Raw genomic sequence first — 14,169 nt, 5'->3', positions numbered from 1 at the left:
TAGATTTCTCCACATGCACAGACCCCCAGCCACCTTCCAGGTGGACGGGACGGCCATCCGCACCCGCCGCATGGAGCTGGGCCTGACTCGAAACGACTGCGCCAGGAAGGCCGGCATCAGCGGGCCCTACCTCAGCCAGCTCGAGACCGGCGCCCGGCACACCCTGCGGCCCCCCACCTACAAGCGCCTGCGCACCGTCCTCGACGTGCCCGCGACTGACCGCCGACTCCTCGCCCCAGCCGAAGAGCAGCAAGAACAGGAGAGCGATGCCCGCCACATCGGCCGCCCCGACGCGGCAGACGAAGACGGCTGATCCCGTCCTCGAGAACTTCTACAACCTCAAGGCCGCGACCGTACGGCTCGGCCTGGCCACCGAGGACGAGGACGACAAGCGCGGTCAGGACTGGCTCCGCAGAGGAGTCAACCGCCCCCAGGACGGCAGCAAGGGGCCCCGCTTCCCGGTGCACCGGATGGCGAACCAGCTCATGTTCAGCGACTCCGACCTCGCGGTGATCGCCGAGCTGATGCACGACAAGCCTCACGGCCACAACAAGCCGCGTCGGCCCCGCTCGAGAAGGACTGCCCGGTCGAGTTCCTGACCACTGGCCACGCGCACGGCAAACGGGGCCGCCCGGACCCTGCCCGGTCCGCAACGGCCCCGCTCGAGACGTCACCTCACCTCAACCAACCTGAAGCGAGGCTCACATGGAGCAGGCTACCGAGACCACCACGCCCATCGCACCCCCGAGAACCGACACCTTCGCCCACGCGCACACCGTGGCCGGAGCCGTCATCAGCTACCTGGGCACCGACGAGGTCCCGTTCGCCGTCGAGATAGAGGAAGACTTCCCCTCCGGCTGGCGAGTCCACCTGAAGTTCCGCGAGACCCGCGCCGCCGGCCTCCTCGCGTTCGCCGCCCTGGTCGACGTCCCCGTCACCCGCGCGACCACGGAGTTCGGCATCCACCTCGACGCCTACGCCCGCATCGAGTCCGTCGAGGTCCGCGGCAGCGCCCTCGTCTCTCCGCCCATCGCCGCCCAACTGGAGCACCAGCCCGGCTCCGCCGAGCCCAACCCCGAGCCCGCGGCCGAGGAGACGCCGGCCGTCCAGCCCGTCCCGCTCGGCGCCAGCGTGCTCGCCACCGTCCCCGCCATCACGCCCGTCACCGGCGACACCGCGGACGGAGGCCAGTGAGCCAGGACCCGCGGAACGTTCCGCTCAAGCTCCACTCCGCCATCGAGATGACCGCCGCCCTCCTCGATCTGCCCCTGGACACCCAGCAGCGTGAGGCCCTGGCCCTCGAACTCACCGGGCCCGTCCGCGCGTTGATCGCTGAGGCGCTCGCCGCCGCCGGTGACGACACCCCCGTCCGCTACGCCGTCACCGCCGGCGAACCAGTGGCGGACTCCGCGGAGTTCGAGGCGACCGAGTACGCCGGATGCCTCGCCCGCGTCGGCCTGGACGTCGACCTCGACTCCCCGGCCGCCGAGCTCGCCGCGCGGCTGCGCTCGACGCAGTACGACGTCATCGCCACCGAGGTGCCCGACGCGCGCACACTCGGCATCACCGTCCGGCCGCAGTCCCTGGACTGCTGGCGCTGGTGGATGCACCGGCTGGGCATCGACCCGGCCACCGTCACCGCCGACGGCACCGCAGTCACCGCGACCGGCTGCTGCAAGGGCGTGACCGTCCGCCTGCGCGGGGAAAGCGTGCCCGACCTCCTGACCGACCATGCGGCGGCCCGGCTCATGGGCGTGATCGTCGAGACCGAACCGGCCAGACCGTGAACGGCACCGCCAGCGCCACCGAGTGGCTCGTCTGTAGCGGCATCGGCTGCGGTACCGGCGCCCTGGTGCTGGGCCTGATCAAGCTCGCCCTCGACACCGAGGGCGTCGGGCCCGGCCTCACCGCGCACCGTTCCCCGGCCGCACCGCCGCCTGCGGCACTGCCCGCCCGCGCCCCCGCGCGGAGGCCGCGGCACGCCGCCCCGCTCGTCCTGGCAGAGACCCAGCCCATCCGCGTGCTCCACCACGCACGCCACGCCAAGAAGGCCGCCTGACCATGGACTTGATCGAGACCGTCTACTTCGGATGGAACCCCCTCGCCCACGCCGAGGGCTGCACCACCCCCGTGTGGGACGACGCCGAGGTCCTCCACAGCGAGGGCATCCGCCCCGGTATCACCGGCGACGAGCACCACACCTGCCCTAACGGCATCTGCACTCACGCCGACGCCTTCGGCCGCGTGCATCTGCGGCTGCTGTGCCGCACCTGCCACACGGTGCACACCCTCTCCGGCGAGAGCCTGACCCAGGCCATCTCCCACACCTCGGCGACCGGATGGGGCCAGCCCCCGCGCCAGATCGGCGAGCTGTGGCTGTGGCCCGGCCGCCCGGTCATCGCGGGCGGTGAGCCGCACCAGTACCTCGTCACCCGTCAGCCGTACAGCGTCACCACGGAGACGCTGTACGGGATCATCACCCGCTACCGCGACGCCGACGGCACCCCCCGCTGGCTCGCCGGCGCCGTCCCTGACGAGGACGGCGCGCACCAGATCTCCACCCTGCGCTGGCGGCACTCCTCCCACGGCCTGGCCGAGCTCGAGGACGCCGCCGCCTGGATCACCGACGCCGAGACCGTTCGTACCGTGGCGGTGGCCGTCTGATGGGCACCACCCAGGAGAACTCGCCGCGTCGCGTGGACTGCCCGGCGCCCCCACTCGGCTGCGCCGCATCCGCCGGCACACCATGTCTCAGCCACGGCGGCACCCGCGCCCGCAGCACCTTCCACCAGGCGCGTACCGCCGCGTGGAATGCCGCGCGGTTCGCCGCTGCACCCGCCGCCAAGCTCGTCGTCGACGCCGCCGCCAACCGGAGCATCCGGCACGGCAAGCACGCCGCCGAGCTGCTCGATGAGCACGGCTACACGGCCGAGGCCGAGCTGATCCGTAAGGCCGTGAGCGACCGCCACGGACTGATGTCCGCCAAGCAGGCCGCCGTGCTGCTGCTCGACCAGGCCGAGGGCGGTGAGAGCTGATGGCCTCCGGATACGTGCTCCTCGTCGCCTCGTTCACCGCGGCCGTCGCCATGGTCGCGTGGGCCGCCCTGATCGGTACGGGCGGTGAGCGCTGATGCCTACCCGTGCCCAGCGCCCGCGCCTGCCGGAGGTCAGCGAGGCACAGCGAAAGGCCCGACTGGCCTGGAACGGCGGCAAGACGGGCGCCAGCCACCCGGCGACCAGCTTGTCCGTCTTCGACGTCTGCAGGGCCGACGGCTGCGGTACGCCGGTCACCGGGCGCCGTCCGCCGGCGGACGGGATGGTCCAGGTCCGCGGCGCCGCCGATGGTGCGGCCGCGCACTGGTACTGCGAGGGCAGGTGCGCGGCGATCGCCCGAGCTCGCGCCGAGCTCCGCGCCATCCCGATGCGGTCGGGCGGTGAGAGCTGATGGCCGACCGGATCGAGGTCATCCGCAGCGTGCTGGTGGCCGACCAGCCCGTACGGCCGTTGCTGGCCTACGAGTTGCGCGGTCCCCTCGTGCAGCTGCTCGGATCCGGCACCACCGATCCGACCTGGCAGGCCCCGCCCACCCTGCTCGCCAAGGCGATCAGCGCCGCCTGGGCCCGGGCCGAGGAGAAGGACACCCCCGCCGGCGGCAACACCGCCGGAGGCCCGGGGGCGCCGTCCACTCCTCACGCCCTGGTCCTCGAGGCCGCCGGCCTCGACTTCCGCGCCACCTGCCGGTGCGGTCGCCCCATCGGCCGCACCCCGCAGGGCCGCTCGGTCGACGGCCTGGTGGGCCTGTGGGAGCAGCACGCCGCGCAGGCCGACCCCGACAGCGCATGGGCCAACGCCGTCAACTCCCTTCACTCGACCTCGATCGGAGCGTCATGACTACGCGTGAGGAACTTGTCGTGCTGGCCGTCAAGGTGGAGGACGTCCGTCTCGGCGACATCACCGACCATCTCGGCGGCCGCCTGAAGGTGCGGGAGATCGTCCACCGCCCGTATCTGTGGGACCTGGCAGGCGACGAGCCCGGGCACGTACACCGACAGGGACGGGGCCCTGACGAGATCGAGCCGCAGTTCCGCCGCCGTCTACCGAAGAGCGACACGGTGCGGGTGTGGCGCACACTCGACGCGATCGGCCCGGTGCGCGGTCACGGCCGGAAGTTCGAGCACACCGACCTGGTGGTCCGCGGCTGGTTCAAGTTCTACAGCTCCCACACGGCCGGCTGTTCGTGCGGCTGGCGGGACAAGACCACGTACACCGATGGCTCGTCGCCCGAGCTCGCCTGGCGGCAGCACAAGACCGCCACCCTGACCGGGCAGACGCACCAGGCGCAGCCCGGGCTGCGCCTGGTGACCGAACTGCAGGAGGCGAATCAGAGCCTGGCTCCGGTGCCGTGGACGTTCCAGCCGGTCTACAACGGCCCGGCCGCCGGCGGCGGTATGGCGAAGGGACGCCTGGACGGTCTGCCGCTGGAGGCCGCCCGTACGGCGATGGCTGGATGGGCGGGCGTCCTGGGCGCGGACGAGGTCAGCGAGTACCGGTATCCGGCCCGGCAGGGGCCGTGCGGCTGGCGGTCGCCGAGCGTTGAGCTGACGGTGTCGGCGTATGGCGGCGAGCGCGCCCTCGTCGAACTGTCTGCGCTCGCCCAGGAGCACACACCCGAAGCGGAGCCGGGGGACGGTGGGTCCCCCGTCGGCGTCCCTGACGGGGGTGACGACCCGTGGTGAACGGCTCGCGCCGCCCGTCGTGCACGTCGCTGGGCCTGCCCCACGCGCTCACCTACGCCCGCCTTTACCCGTCGGGCTGGTGGTGCGCCCGGCACACCCCGAACGCGCTTGCCGGACGGCCCGAACCCCCACCCGGCCCCGGCTGGCCCATCCACCGCCAGCCCCCGCCCGACGCCAACCCGCCCGAGGCCGCTGCCCCGCCAGCGCCGAGCACCGACAAGGACCCGAGGACATGAGCGCACCGGTCAGACCACACGTCCCCTCCCCGGCAGACCTCGCCCACCGCCCCGCCCCTGCCCCGGCCAAGACACCGGCATCCCGCGCTCCCTCACCCCGGCCGGCCGCCCCGCGGGCCTCCGTGGCGACGTCGGCGGCAAGCCTGATCGCGCCGGGTCAGCTCGAACCCCACGAGATGCTTCGGCGGATGTACCAGCAGGGCATGCGCATCAGCCGCATGCATCCCGAGGCGCGCCTCACCGCCCTCACTCTGCTCGGCTACGCCAACTTCCGCACCGGCCTGATCAACAAGCACTTGACCGGCACCCGCGAACTCGCGCACGACACCGGCCTCACCGAGGGCCAGGTCCTCGTCCAGATCGAGGTCCTCACGCAGCGCGGCTGGCTCACCCGCCGCGTCCTGGACGTCGGCCCCCGCACGGGTCAGCAGGTCCTCCAGCTGTGCATTCCCACCGTCGTGCTGCAGCAGCTCCGCGGCCGCGGGCCTGCCGCCACCTGACCACCCGCCCGGCGACCACACCCCCGGCGTCCCCCGCGCCCTCGGTCGCCACCACCGGGCCCCGCCTCGCCCTCCCCCAGCAGGCGGGGCCCGGACCACCACCGCCTCAACCACCCAGCAGACAGGCCCGAGATGGAAATCCGAAACTCCGAACCCAGCCGACTGTTCCGCGCCACCAATGGCGGCGCCGGTCTCAACTTCGAACATCCCTGCTCCCACGGAATGGCCGCCGTCTCCTTCCACCTCCTTGGCCAGACGGAGGACGGCACCGAGGACGACATCGGCATCCTCCTGCCGACCTGCTCAGCGCCCGCCATCTTCGGTGCCGCGCTCGCCTACATCGAAGCCGCCTACGGCAACGACGCCGGCGAGGAGTTCCTCGCGGTGATGCATGCCTCCAGGGACCAGGCGGCCGCGATGCTCGCGGCCCGACGCGCCCAGTACGAGGCGGCCGGACGCGCCTGCTGCCAGGCCGGCTTCTTCACCCAGGGACGCGAGCACACCTGCAGCCCCGAGACCCGTTCCTGACCCACCCCACCACCAGAGGAACCCATGTCCGCCGTCGCGCTCGCAGCCCACACGGCTGCACCGCACCCCCAGCCGCCCCGCGCGGCCGCTGGGGTGCGCCCGCGCGACGGCGGCATGACGGTCAAGGTCCCCCTGCGCCTGGTCGTAGGCACTCAGTACCCGGATGCGGCCCTGAGTACCTACGTCAAGATCGCAGCCCTGGCCCTCCGCCCGGAGGGCTGCACCGCGAAGGTCGCCACCCTCGCCGCCTACCTCGGCATGTCCAAGTCCGCCGTCGAGCGAGGCCTCAAGCCCCTGCGCCACCCGGACCCGGTCGACGGCATCACCGAGATCCCGACCACCCGCCGTACAAAGCGCGGCGGCAAGGGCGAGTCCGCCCACCGCGTCACCCGCCCGCTCGCCGACGGCGAGCTGTGGGTGCGGATCCCGGTGCGCGCAGCCGAGACCCTCACGCCCCGCCTGCTGCGCCTGTACGCGCTCCTCGCCTACTCCACCGCCCGCCGCATCCCGGTGACCGTCGCCGAGCTCGGCGAGATGCTCCACCACCACACCGGCAAGCACGCCGGCGAGCACCTCGGCGAGCGCCAGGCCCGCCGCCTGGTCGACGACCTCGAGCTGACCGGCTGGCTCACCGTCGGGCGCCGCGAGGGCGAGCAAGGCCGCCACACCTACGAGACCCACCGCCACCCGCTCCACCCGGTCCCGGCCGCGCCGGAGGCCGCGGCCCTCGATGACCAGGACGAGCAACTCCCGCTGTGGGAGTCGGCGTCACCGGTCGTCTATGACGGATCGGGTCCGGGCGATCATGACGGATCCCTCGCGTCTAAGGAAGATCACCGGACTGACCGACGCGATGAGACGGACCCTGTGGGGGTTTCCCGCCGTAGGCGAGGTGACCGTAAGTGGGTCCCCGCTCCTGTGGAGAACCCGGCCAGGACCGCGCCGGACACGTTCCGGCCTGGCCCCTCTCGCGCTCCGCGCGGGAACCACCCCACCGCCGCCAGCCCGGGCACCCCGTACGGCGGCCCGGAGCTCCGCTGGACCCGGCGCATCCACACCGCCCTGGCTCCGGTCCGTCACCTCCTCGACGAGCACGTCAGCCGGTTCCTCCTGCGCAAGGTCGCCCGCGAGATCGGCCGCCAACTCGACGACGAAGCCCGCAACTTGATGACGCCCGAGCGGATGGCCGCCCGGATCGCCGCCCGCTACCTCGACGCCCGCACCATCCGCGACGTCGGCGCGTGGCTCCTGCACGTGGCCATCGTTCCCAAGGGCTGCGGCCTGCCGCTGTGCGAGCACGGCTACGTCTGGCCCACCGGCGAGCCGTGCGAGACCTGCGCCCACACGCGGCAGATCACCAGCGAGCAGTGGCGCCAAGCCCGCGCGTGGGACGAGCGGCTCACCCAGCTCGTCCAGGAGCAGGCGCTGACCAAGGCCAGCTACCGGCAGCGGTCGCAGACGTCCGACGAGGAGGTCCTCGCGGCGGCGGCCCAGCACGGCCCCGCCGCCGCACTCCACCGCTACGGCGTCCTCCGCGCGAGTGAGCTGCTGCGCACCGCGTACGGCGCGCTCCCTGAACTCCCTTCTGCTGCGCCCGCGTTAGCGCCTGCCGTGCCCATTCCGTGTGCCGTCGAGGAGGCGCCCATGCGCGACGACTACATGCCCGCCGCCTTCCGTACCGCGGTCGGCCGAGCAGAGCTGACCGGGGCGCTCACGGCCGCGTGCCCGGTGCCGGGCTGCCTCGCCGACGAGGGCCAACCCTGCACCACGCCGCGCGGCCGCCGCCGCGCCGCACCACACACCGCCCGAACAGCCGCTGCCGCAGCGCGCGGAGAGGAGTCCTGATGCCGACCGTCCCGCACCCCACCCAAGGCGTCACCACCTGCACCCGGTGCGGCGCCCGGATCCGCTGGGCCACCTGCACCACCGGCCACAACAAGGGCCGGCGCATTCCCCTCAACGCCCTGCCGTCCCCGGCCGGCGGCCTGGCCGCGCACACCACGGGACTCGGCGGCCTGGTCGTGCGCGAGCTCGACCCGGACCGGCCCAACCCGGAGGGCCTGGAGTGGAAGGCCGTCGCGCACTGGGACTCCTGCACCGGCAACAGCCAGCAGGCCGCACCGTCACGGTCGCGGCCCGCGCGGCGCAGGCCCTCCGTGCAGCCCCCGCTCTTCGGCCAGCCGCAGGGGAGGCGGACGCGATGATCTTCCGGCATCCGAAGCAGGACGAGATCCGGGCTCTCCTGGCCGACGGCCTGACGAACACCGCGATCCGGGAACGGACCGGCGCGGACGTGTCCACCGTCGCTCGGTTGCGGGCGGACGGCGGGTTCGGCCCGGCCACAATCACCCGTCGCGGCACCCGGCCGCACCCGAAGGACGCCCAGATCCGCCGGCTCCTGCGCAAGGGGCTCAGCAACACCGCGATCGCCACCAAGCTCGGCGTCGACCGGGCCGCCGTACGACGCATCCGCAAGGAGACCGGGATCCCGTCACCCGAGCGTCAGCCGCTGTCCCTGGAAGAGAAGTGGAAGCAGCGGACCAGGCCGATGGAGGGCGGCCACCTGGAGTGGACCGGTGAGCGCGTCAACGCAAGCCGCACCCCGGTGATGCGCTACAAGGAGGCGACGTACACGGCGGCCGCGATCGCGTTCCGGCAGAGGACCGGTCGGGATCCTGTGGGCCAGGCGAAGGCCGAGTGCGGCGTGCACCAGTGCGTTGCCCCCGACCACGTCGAGGACGAGCCCGGGCGCACGCGACTACGCGAGCAGCTGCGGATCCTCCTCGGCAAGGGAGAGCGGCCGTCCTCGTGCCGGCGCGGACACGATCAGGGCGAGCACGGGCGTCTGTCGCCCGACGGGGTCGCCTACTGCCAGCTGTGTCACGTCCTCGGTCGCACTGCCCGCAAGGGGGCGCAGTGACACCGGATGCAACTGCAGCGGGGGTGGGCTGGCAGTCGTCCGCGGCCTGCGGCGGCACCAACTACAAGACGTTCTTCACCGCCCAGCCCGCCGAGGCGAAGGAGATCTGCGGCGGCTGCCCGGTCCGTGTCGAGTGCCTGTATGACGCCCTCGAGAGCCAGGCCACCAACGGCATCTGGGGCGGCCTCACCTACAAGGAGCGCCGCGCCCTGCCCGCTCTCCCCGCCGATCGTGCCGCTGCGCTCGCCGTCCTTGTCGAGCTCCGCCCGGCGGCGGCCGCACCCGTGCCAGCCGTGGCGGCGAAGCCGAAGAAGACGGTGGCCAAGGCGAAGAAGAAGGCGGCGCCCGCGCGCCGAAAGAAGAAGGCCGCCGCCCCGAAGCCGAAGGCGACCGCCGCCGTGCGGGAGGACGTCGCCGAACTCCTGCGCGCGGGCCGAACCCTGCGGCAGATCAGAGAGCAACTGCGGGTGTCCACACGGACCGTTGTCGCGACCCGGCAGGCGTACAACATCCCCTACCCGAAGGGCCCCGGCTTCCGGTACACGCCCGAGCAGCGTGCGGACAACGAGCGGCGCACCCTCGAACTGCTGAAGGCGGGCGCCACCTCCGCCGAGATCACGGAGCAGGTCGGTATCAGCGCGCCGACGATCCTCGCCATCCGCAGGAAGGCCGGCCTGCCGAGGCCGGTGCGGTGCGGAGGCCAGGCCCGTACGAAGGCCGAGGCCTTCGCCGCGTCCACCGAACCGTACGGCGACGGTCACGTGCGATGGACCGGGCCGACGGCCGGCCGAATGGCCCAGCTGTGGGCCGACAGCCGCCGCTTCAACGGCCGGCATGTCGCGTTCGAGCAGCACCACGGCCGGCCGCCCGTCGGCTACGTGCGCAGCAACTGCGGCGAGCAGGACTGCATGGCCGGAGCCCACCTCACCGACGACGTCCTGCGCCGCGCCCAACCGGAGGAGGAGCCGGTGACGGTCCAGGCCCTGAAGGACCTCCTCGACGAGATCGATGAGCAGGGCGGCCCGCAGGCCGCCCGCGACAAGCGCCTCAACCTCACCCGCCCCGCCGGCCCGACGACCGAGGAGCCCGACCCGATGCCCACCACCGACCCCGCCGAGCCGAAGCCCACCGCCCCCGGGCCGCGACCGTCCATCGCCCAGGCCACGGCCGAGGTCACCGTCTCGGCACTCCCGCTCGCCGACCTCCTGGCATGGGGCGACGAGCACCCCGACCCCGCAGTCCAGGACCAAGCCGCCCGCGGCCGCGCCATCCTCACCGGCCTGCGCAACCGGCACGCCACCGACCAGGAACTGGCCGCCCTCGCCACCAAGCGCCAGCAGCTGGAGAAGCAGCTCGCCGCCCTCACCGCCCGTCAGGCCGAGCTCGCGCCGCCGAAGAAGACCAAGCGGAAGACCGGCGTGTACGTCCGCGACTACGACGCGCGCACCGTGCGGGCCTGGGCCGCGGAGCACGGCGTCGACTGCCCTGGCGTCGGCCAGATCCCCAAGCGCGTCCTCGACGCCTGGCGTACCGCTCACGCTTCGGCCGGCGGTGCCGTGTGAGCGCGCCCGCCGAGTGCCCGATGTGCCACCAGCCCACCCGGTCCGCGGCCGCGAAACAGCGGGGCGGGATCGGCGGCCGCTGCTGGCGCAAACTCCGGCCCGCCCAGCGCGCCGCGATCCGCAAGGACCCGGCACGCTACCGCGCCGTCCTCGCCCGGCCCGTGCCCGTGGCCGACGACCAACTCCCCATGGAAGAGCAGGAGCCCAGCCAATGAGTCATCCCGAGCCCGGCACATCAAGGCCCTGTCCGTGCTGTCGACAGCCCAAGGGCGCAGGCAAGTACCTCTGCTTCGCCTGCTGGGGCAACCTGCCCTGCACTGCACGCCGCGCCCTGTCCCGCCGGGACAGCAAGGCCGTGGACCGCCTCCAAGAGCTGTACCGCCAGGTCGCCGCTGGTGTACCCCTCGCAGAGATTCAGGTGACGCTGTGACACGCCCGTCGAACCTCCTGTGCTCCGCGTACATCGGTCTGTTCCTCTGGCTCCTCTACTGCGCCGTCCAGTCCGCACGACACGGCGCCTGGTGGGCGACCGTCGTCTTCGTCGTCGGCACGTGCCTGGCCATGGTCGCGTTCCTCCGCGAGGACCAACTTGATGACCTGTTGCGCCGCGAGGCCGTGCGAGCAGAACGCGAGGCGCGGCCAGTTCTCACCCCCGACGAGACGGCCGACGGCGTGGTCGCGGTGGCCTTGGCTGGGGAGTGCTGCGACCGCTGGTGGACCAGCGCCGGCGCCGACCACGACCCGACCTGCCGCAGGCAGACCCCCGAGAGCAGCGCAGCATGAGCGAGCTGATCGTGTACCGGTACCTGTGCCCGCTGTGCACCAAGGGCGACATGGGCCCCTCCGTGGGCCGGTGCCTGCACTGCGCCGGCCGCGGCCTCACCAACGATGTCGAGCACTTCCCGCCCGACATGATCCGCGAGGCCCCGGTGCCGCCCGGGGTGATGCGGAAGCCGTGTGCGGATTGCGCGTTCCGGCCTGGCTCGCCGGAGCTCGAGGACGGCGGCCGCTGCTTCCCCGAGGACGGCCCGTTCTGGTGCCACCACGGCACCGCCCGCGGCTACGGCGGCAGCCACCAGCCGTACGGGGCCTGGCAGATCGACGGCCACCCCCGGGACATCCCCCTCGGCGAACTCATCTGCGCCGGCTGGTGGGCCAAGGCCACCGGTCGGCCCCTGCCGACCGAACCCTTCCGCGACATCGACACCCCGAAGAAGGACTGACCATGCACGACCCGATGACCGTCGCGTTCGAGATCCGCTCACCGTGGCCCAAGCCGGCCGTCTTTATGACCGAGCAGGCCGCCCGGACCGGCACCCGTTGGAAGGCCGGTGGCGCGTTCTGGGTGCTCGCTGGGCGCGGCCTGTACTTTCCCAGCCTGATCACTGTCTGGCACCGCGAGCCAGGCAACCGCGATGCCCTGACCGTTTGCGGTCGGCGCGTCCAGCGGAGCGGCGGCACATGGCACCGCACTCGCGGGTGGCGACTGCACGTCCACCACTGGCGCATCCAGATCCCTCCTCTGCAGGCGCTACGGCGGCGCCTGCTGACCCGCTGCACCTGGTGCGGCGGCAGCTCCCTGAACAGCGACCAGGTCAACGTCTCCCACCAGTGGAACCGGGCCCGCGGCCACTGGTGGCAAGGCGAACGCGGCCTGTTCCACATGGACTGCTCGGCCATCCAGTCCGCCCACTCCACCTGCCTGTGCGACAAGCCGCTCCTGGACGAGGTCACCTACGGCCGCTGCTCCCGCTGCACGAAGCACCGCTCCTACGGCACCACACCCCAACGCCTCGACCGCGCACGCACCCTTGCCGCCATCCCCGTCGGCCGCCGCGAACTCCCGATGGAGGACTGATCCGTGAGCAGCACGTTCTACCTCGTCTGCCTATCCCACGATCCGGCCCTTGATGCCCGCGAGTACACCAGTGCGGAAGCTGCCGAAGCCGCCGTCCGGGAAGGCACCAGCGGACACCCCAACTGCGACCTGATGATCGTCCGATCCTCCGGGGCACCGGTCGAAGTCGGCTGCCCCGGCCACGGCTTCGCTGACGACGCTCGGCCTCCGGCGCATTGGTGTCGCCTCCGCCACGCCCACACTGAGTGGGTCGACGTCGGGTGGCTGCACGTCCTCGTCCACGCGCGCCTGGCCGACGCACTGCCGGAGAATGTCGCGCGTCACCACGACCTGTCGTGCTGGACCGAGCAACGTCTGTGGCGGTTGCGCAATGAGCTCGGCCTCGAGCTGCCCCGCCAGGTGGACGAGTCCAGCACCACACCAGGCGCCGTCGTCCACGAGCAGGTGTTCGGGCAGGCCCAGGCCGTACAGGGGGTGGACGAGCAAGCTCCCCCTGCCGCTACATGCAGCCCGGTTCCCTCAGGGTGGCGGCAGAACCCTGACGGTAGCTGGACGCTGCCATTCGACGACGGCACCCTCACCGCATCTGCAGAAGTGAACAGACTCCGCCTGGACCTTCTGCTGCTCTTCTTCGCCGGGCCGGCCTTGCGCGGTGGGGCATGACGGACTGGCGCGGCTGGCGAATCCCCCACCCGGACATGGTCATCCTCGACGAGGCGCCACTCGTCCCGCTCAGGACAGTGACCTTCGACGAGGCCGGCGTCGAGCACGTCGTCGCGGACTGGCCCGGCATCGAGTGGCCCCGCAAGTCCGGCAAGGGCGCCTTGCGGCGAGCTCTGTCCGGCGAGTTGACCGTCGAGTTCCCTGCCTCACAGTCTCTGGCCCGGGCATTCAACGCGCTGTTCGCCGCCGACTGGGCCCGGCAGGAGCGGATGCTGCAGCGCCTCGCCGCTGACCTGGGTACCTCCGCGTCGCTCGCCAGGAAGCAGTTTCAGGACGTCGTGCGGGTCCTCGAGGACGCAGGCCTCGCCGACGGCTACGGCCGCCTCACCATCCCCCAGCCCGTACGCCCGCCCATCCTCGCCCCGTCCAGACGCTGACGAGCTCACCCCACCCCGCACCACCTGCAGGAAGGCGGACCCCATGATCTGCACCCTGTGCACCACCACCCAGCTTGAGCACGGCACCCTGTGCCCGGCCTGCACCCGCGACACCCTCGACCGTCTGCAGCGCCTGCCCCGCATGTGGCTGTCCCTCGAGGCCTGGCTCACCCCTGGCAGCAACGGCCCCGCCCAGTACGGCGGGCGCGCCCGCATGGCCGAGGCCCCCATGCCCCTGGTCCAGGAGGTCCTCGACCTACGCGCGGCCGGCGGCATCGTCGGCGTCCTCGAGGACTGGCGCGACGCTGTCCACCACACCCGGGGCCTGCCGATCCCGGCCCGGGTCGGCTCGCTGTGGCACCGCCTTGCCCACGCTGCCGGGGAACTGGAGGAACAGATCTACTTCATCGCCCTGTGGGAGCAGGGCGGAGAACTGGGCCGCGAGCTCCGCCGCCTGGTCGACCGCGTCCGCGCGGTCGTCCAGCCCGGCCGCGCTCTCGACGAGCCGCCCGCACCGACGTTCCTCGGGTACTGCGTCGCCGCCGACCCCGACGGCATCGTGTGCGGGACCAAGCTCTTCGCGGACATGACCCGGCCCGTCCAGTGCACCTGGTGCCTGTGCCCGTACCCGCCCGACTCGTGGCTGGCCCTACGTCAACTCCAGCCCGGGCGCCCGCAGCCAGCCGGACCCGAGGTTGGAGAGCGAGAGCCGACAGCGGCCTGAGACTCA

23 protein-coding genes and 1 pseudogene are annotated in these 14,169 nt (G+C 72.6%); all 24 read left to right on the top strand.

The genetic code is table 11. The annotated features are described in order from the left end of the window. Window positions 1-13: 13 nt before the first annotated feature. The 24 genes and pseudogenes from ABZT17_RS12275 to ABZT17_RS12160 all read left to right on the top strand — a co-directional run bounded on the left by ABZT17_RS12275 (window position 14) and on the right by ABZT17_RS12160 (window position 14,163). Window positions 14-313 carry a helix-turn-helix transcriptional regulator gene (locus ABZT17_RS12275; RefSeq protein WP_356347169.1) on the top strand — a complete coding sequence of 100 codons (300 nt, stop codon included), beginning with the start codon at window positions 14-16 and terminating at the stop codon, window positions 311-313. Further along, a complete protein-coding gene (locus ABZT17_RS12270) occupies window positions 267-599 on the top strand; it encodes a hypothetical protein (protein ID WP_356347167.1) in 333 nt (110 codons plus the stop codon). Before ABZT17_RS12275 ends, ABZT17_RS12270 begins: the two co-directional genes overlap by 47 nt. 106 nt (window positions 600-705) lie before the next feature. Continuing rightward, window positions 706-1,194, top strand: a complete 489-nt coding sequence (locus ABZT17_RS12265) for a hypothetical protein (RefSeq protein ID WP_356347164.1) — start codon at window positions 706-708, stop codon at window positions 1,192-1,194. Beyond that, a complete protein-coding gene (locus tag ABZT17_RS12260) occupies window positions 1,191-1,787 on the top strand; it encodes a hypothetical protein (RefSeq protein ID WP_356347161.1) in 597 nt (198 codons plus the stop codon). The genes ABZT17_RS12265 and ABZT17_RS12260 overlap by 4 nt, the downstream gene beginning before the upstream one ends. Further along, entirely contained in the window at window positions 1,784-2,059 is a 276-nt protein-coding gene (locus ABZT17_RS12255) for a hypothetical protein (protein WP_356347159.1), read from the top strand. Before ABZT17_RS12260 ends, ABZT17_RS12255 begins: the two co-directional genes overlap by 4 nt. A gap of 2 nt (window positions 2,060-2,061) precedes the next feature. After that, window positions 2,062-2,664: a hypothetical protein gene (locus ABZT17_RS12250; RefSeq protein ID WP_356347157.1), complete on the top strand. Its 603-nt coding sequence runs from the start codon at window positions 2,062-2,064 to the stop codon at window positions 2,662-2,664. Next, window positions 2,664-3,035: a hypothetical protein gene (locus ABZT17_RS12245; protein ID WP_356347155.1), complete on the top strand. Its 372-nt coding sequence runs from the start codon at window positions 2,664-2,666 to the stop codon at window positions 3,033-3,035. Before ABZT17_RS12250 ends, ABZT17_RS12245 begins: the two co-directional genes overlap by 1 nt. A 94-nt stretch (window positions 3,036-3,129) precedes the next feature. Further along, the gene (locus ABZT17_RS12240; RefSeq protein ID WP_356347152.1) at window positions 3,130-3,444 is read left to right on the top strand and encodes a hypothetical protein; all 315 of its coding nucleotides are present in this window, start codon (window positions 3,130-3,132) and stop codon (window positions 3,442-3,444) included. Further along, on the top strand, window positions 3,444-3,890 hold the full coding sequence (locus tag ABZT17_RS12235) for a hypothetical protein (RefSeq protein WP_356347150.1): 447 nt from the start codon (window positions 3,444-3,446) through the stop codon (window positions 3,888-3,890). The genes ABZT17_RS12240 and ABZT17_RS12235 overlap by 1 nt, the downstream gene beginning before the upstream one ends. Next, on the top strand, window positions 3,887-4,735 hold the full coding sequence (locus tag ABZT17_RS12230; RefSeq protein WP_356347148.1) for a hypothetical protein: 849 nt from the start codon (window positions 3,887-3,889) through the stop codon (window positions 4,733-4,735). The genes ABZT17_RS12235 and ABZT17_RS12230 overlap by 4 nt, the downstream gene beginning before the upstream one ends. Further along, window positions 4,729-4,971, top strand: coding sequence for a hypothetical protein (locus tag ABZT17_RS12225; RefSeq protein ID WP_356347145.1), 243 nt, complete (start codon window positions 4,729-4,731; stop codon window positions 4,969-4,971). Before ABZT17_RS12230 ends, ABZT17_RS12225 begins: the two co-directional genes overlap by 7 nt. Further along, the gene (locus ABZT17_RS12220; RefSeq protein ID WP_356347143.1) at window positions 4,968-5,471 is read left to right on the top strand and encodes a hypothetical protein; all 504 of its coding nucleotides are present in this window, start codon (window positions 4,968-4,970) and stop codon (window positions 5,469-5,471) included. The genes ABZT17_RS12225 and ABZT17_RS12220 overlap by 4 nt, the downstream gene beginning before the upstream one ends. 132 nt (window positions 5,472-5,603) lie before the next feature. Further along, window positions 5,604-5,999 (top strand): hypothetical protein, encoded by a 396-nt coding sequence (locus ABZT17_RS12215; RefSeq protein WP_356347141.1) that lies wholly within the window; start codon window positions 5,604-5,606, stop codon window positions 5,997-5,999. A 24-nt stretch (window positions 6,000-6,023) separates the two neighbouring features. Further along, window positions 6,024-7,844, top strand: coding sequence for a hypothetical protein (locus ABZT17_RS12210; RefSeq protein WP_356347138.1), 1,821 nt, complete (start codon window positions 6,024-6,026; stop codon window positions 7,842-7,844). Continuing rightward, window positions 7,844-8,203 carry a hypothetical protein gene (locus ABZT17_RS12205; RefSeq protein WP_356347135.1) on the top strand — a complete coding sequence of 120 codons (360 nt, stop codon included), beginning with the start codon at window positions 7,844-7,846 and terminating at the stop codon, window positions 8,201-8,203. Before ABZT17_RS12210 ends, ABZT17_RS12205 begins: the two co-directional genes overlap by 1 nt. Next, complete coding sequence (locus ABZT17_RS12200; protein WP_356347133.1) at window positions 8,200-8,919, top strand: hypothetical protein; 720 nt, start codon at window positions 8,200-8,202, stop codon at window positions 8,917-8,919. Before ABZT17_RS12205 ends, ABZT17_RS12200 begins: the two co-directional genes overlap by 4 nt. Further along, a pseudogene (locus tag ABZT17_RS12195) lies at window positions 8,808-9,131 on the top strand (WhiB family transcriptional regulator); the annotation flags it as partial. The gene ABZT17_RS12200 and the pseudogene ABZT17_RS12195, both read left to right, overlap by 112 nt. A 1,346-nt stretch (window positions 9,132-10,477) precedes the next feature. Next, window positions 10,478-10,696 carry a hypothetical protein gene (locus tag ABZT17_RS12190; RefSeq protein WP_356347130.1) on the top strand — a complete coding sequence of 73 codons (219 nt, stop codon included), beginning with the start codon at window positions 10,478-10,480 and terminating at the stop codon, window positions 10,694-10,696. A 211-nt stretch (window positions 10,697-10,907) separates the two neighbouring features. After that, window positions 10,908-11,264, top strand: coding sequence for a hypothetical protein (locus tag ABZT17_RS12185; protein ID WP_356347128.1), 357 nt, complete (start codon window positions 10,908-10,910; stop codon window positions 11,262-11,264). Next, window positions 11,261-11,704 (top strand): hypothetical protein, encoded by a 444-nt coding sequence (locus tag ABZT17_RS12180; RefSeq protein ID WP_356347126.1) that lies wholly within the window; start codon window positions 11,261-11,263, stop codon window positions 11,702-11,704. Before ABZT17_RS12185 ends, ABZT17_RS12180 begins: the two co-directional genes overlap by 4 nt. A 2-nt stretch (window positions 11,705-11,706) precedes the next feature. Next, window positions 11,707-12,339, top strand: a complete 633-nt coding sequence (locus ABZT17_RS12175) for a hypothetical protein (RefSeq protein ID WP_356347123.1) — start codon at window positions 11,707-11,709, stop codon at window positions 12,337-12,339. Between the two features lie 3 nt (window positions 12,340-12,342). Next, on the top strand, window positions 12,343-13,002 hold the full coding sequence (locus ABZT17_RS12170; RefSeq protein WP_356347120.1) for a hypothetical protein: 660 nt from the start codon (window positions 12,343-12,345) through the stop codon (window positions 13,000-13,002). Further along, on the top strand, window positions 12,999-13,439 hold the full coding sequence (locus ABZT17_RS12165) for a hypothetical protein (RefSeq protein ID WP_356347117.1): 441 nt from the start codon (window positions 12,999-13,001) through the stop codon (window positions 13,437-13,439). Before ABZT17_RS12170 ends, ABZT17_RS12165 begins: the two co-directional genes overlap by 4 nt. Window positions 13,440-13,482: 43 nt before the next feature. Continuing rightward, a complete protein-coding gene (locus tag ABZT17_RS12160) occupies window positions 13,483-14,163 on the top strand; it encodes a hypothetical protein (RefSeq protein ID WP_356347115.1) in 681 nt (226 codons plus the stop codon). Window positions 14,164-14,169 lie beyond the last annotated feature (6 nt).

This window comes from Streptomyces sp. NPDC005648 (genome assembly GCF_040605395.1).
GTDB lineage: Bacteria > Actinomycetota > Actinomycetes > Streptomycetales > Streptomycetaceae > Streptomyces.
This window is presented reverse-complemented; position numbering and strand designations above follow the sequence as displayed.

Excerpts from the sequence above, each read along its gene's own strand:
- ABZT17_RS12275 (WP_356347169.1), top strand. The coding sequence starts at position 14 with ATGCACAGACCCCCAGCCACCTTCCAGGTGGACGGGACGGCCATCCGC.
- ABZT17_RS12270 (WP_356347167.1), top strand. The coding sequence starts at position 267 with ATGCCCGCCACATCGGCCGCCCCGACGCGGCAGACGAAGACGGCTGAT.
- ABZT17_RS12265 (WP_356347164.1), top strand. The coding sequence starts at position 706 with ATGGAGCAGGCTACCGAGACCACCACGCCCATCGCACCCCCGAGAACC.
- ABZT17_RS12250 (WP_356347157.1), top strand. The coding sequence starts at position 2,062 with ATGGACTTGATCGAGACCGTCTACTTCGGATGGAACCCCCTCGCCCAC.
- ABZT17_RS12245 (WP_356347155.1), top strand. The coding sequence starts at position 2,664 with ATGGGCACCACCCAGGAGAACTCGCCGCGTCGCGTGGACTGCCCGGCG.
- ABZT17_RS12240 (WP_356347152.1), top strand. The coding sequence starts at position 3,130 with ATGCCTACCCGTGCCCAGCGCCCGCGCCTGCCGGAGGTCAGCGAGGCA.
- ABZT17_RS12235 (WP_356347150.1), top strand. The coding sequence starts at position 3,444 with ATGGCCGACCGGATCGAGGTCATCCGCAGCGTGCTGGTGGCCGACCAG.
- ABZT17_RS12230 (WP_356347148.1), top strand. The coding sequence starts at position 3,887 with ATGACTACGCGTGAGGAACTTGTCGTGCTGGCCGTCAAGGTGGAGGAC.
- ABZT17_RS12220 (WP_356347143.1), top strand. The coding sequence starts at position 4,968 with ATGAGCGCACCGGTCAGACCACACGTCCCCTCCCCGGCAGACCTCGCC.
- ABZT17_RS12215 (WP_356347141.1), top strand. The coding sequence starts at position 5,604 with ATGGAAATCCGAAACTCCGAACCCAGCCGACTGTTCCGCGCCACCAAT.
- ABZT17_RS12210 (WP_356347138.1), top strand. The coding sequence starts at position 6,024 with ATGTCCGCCGTCGCGCTCGCAGCCCACACGGCTGCACCGCACCCCCAG.
- ABZT17_RS12205 (WP_356347135.1), top strand. The coding sequence starts at position 7,844 with ATGCCGACCGTCCCGCACCCCACCCAAGGCGTCACCACCTGCACCCGG.
- ABZT17_RS12200 (WP_356347133.1), top strand. The coding sequence starts at position 8,200 with ATGATCTTCCGGCATCCGAAGCAGGACGAGATCCGGGCTCTCCTGGCC.
- ABZT17_RS12180 (WP_356347126.1), top strand. The coding sequence starts at position 11,261 with ATGAGCGAGCTGATCGTGTACCGGTACCTGTGCCCGCTGTGCACCAAG.
- ABZT17_RS12175 (WP_356347123.1), top strand. The coding sequence starts at position 11,707 with ATGCACGACCCGATGACCGTCGCGTTCGAGATCCGCTCACCGTGGCCC.
- ABZT17_RS12165 (WP_356347117.1), top strand. The coding sequence starts at position 12,999 with ATGACGGACTGGCGCGGCTGGCGAATCCCCCACCCGGACATGGTCATC.
- ABZT17_RS12160 (WP_356347115.1), top strand. The coding sequence starts at position 13,483 with ATGATCTGCACCCTGTGCACCACCACCCAGCTTGAGCACGGCACCCTG.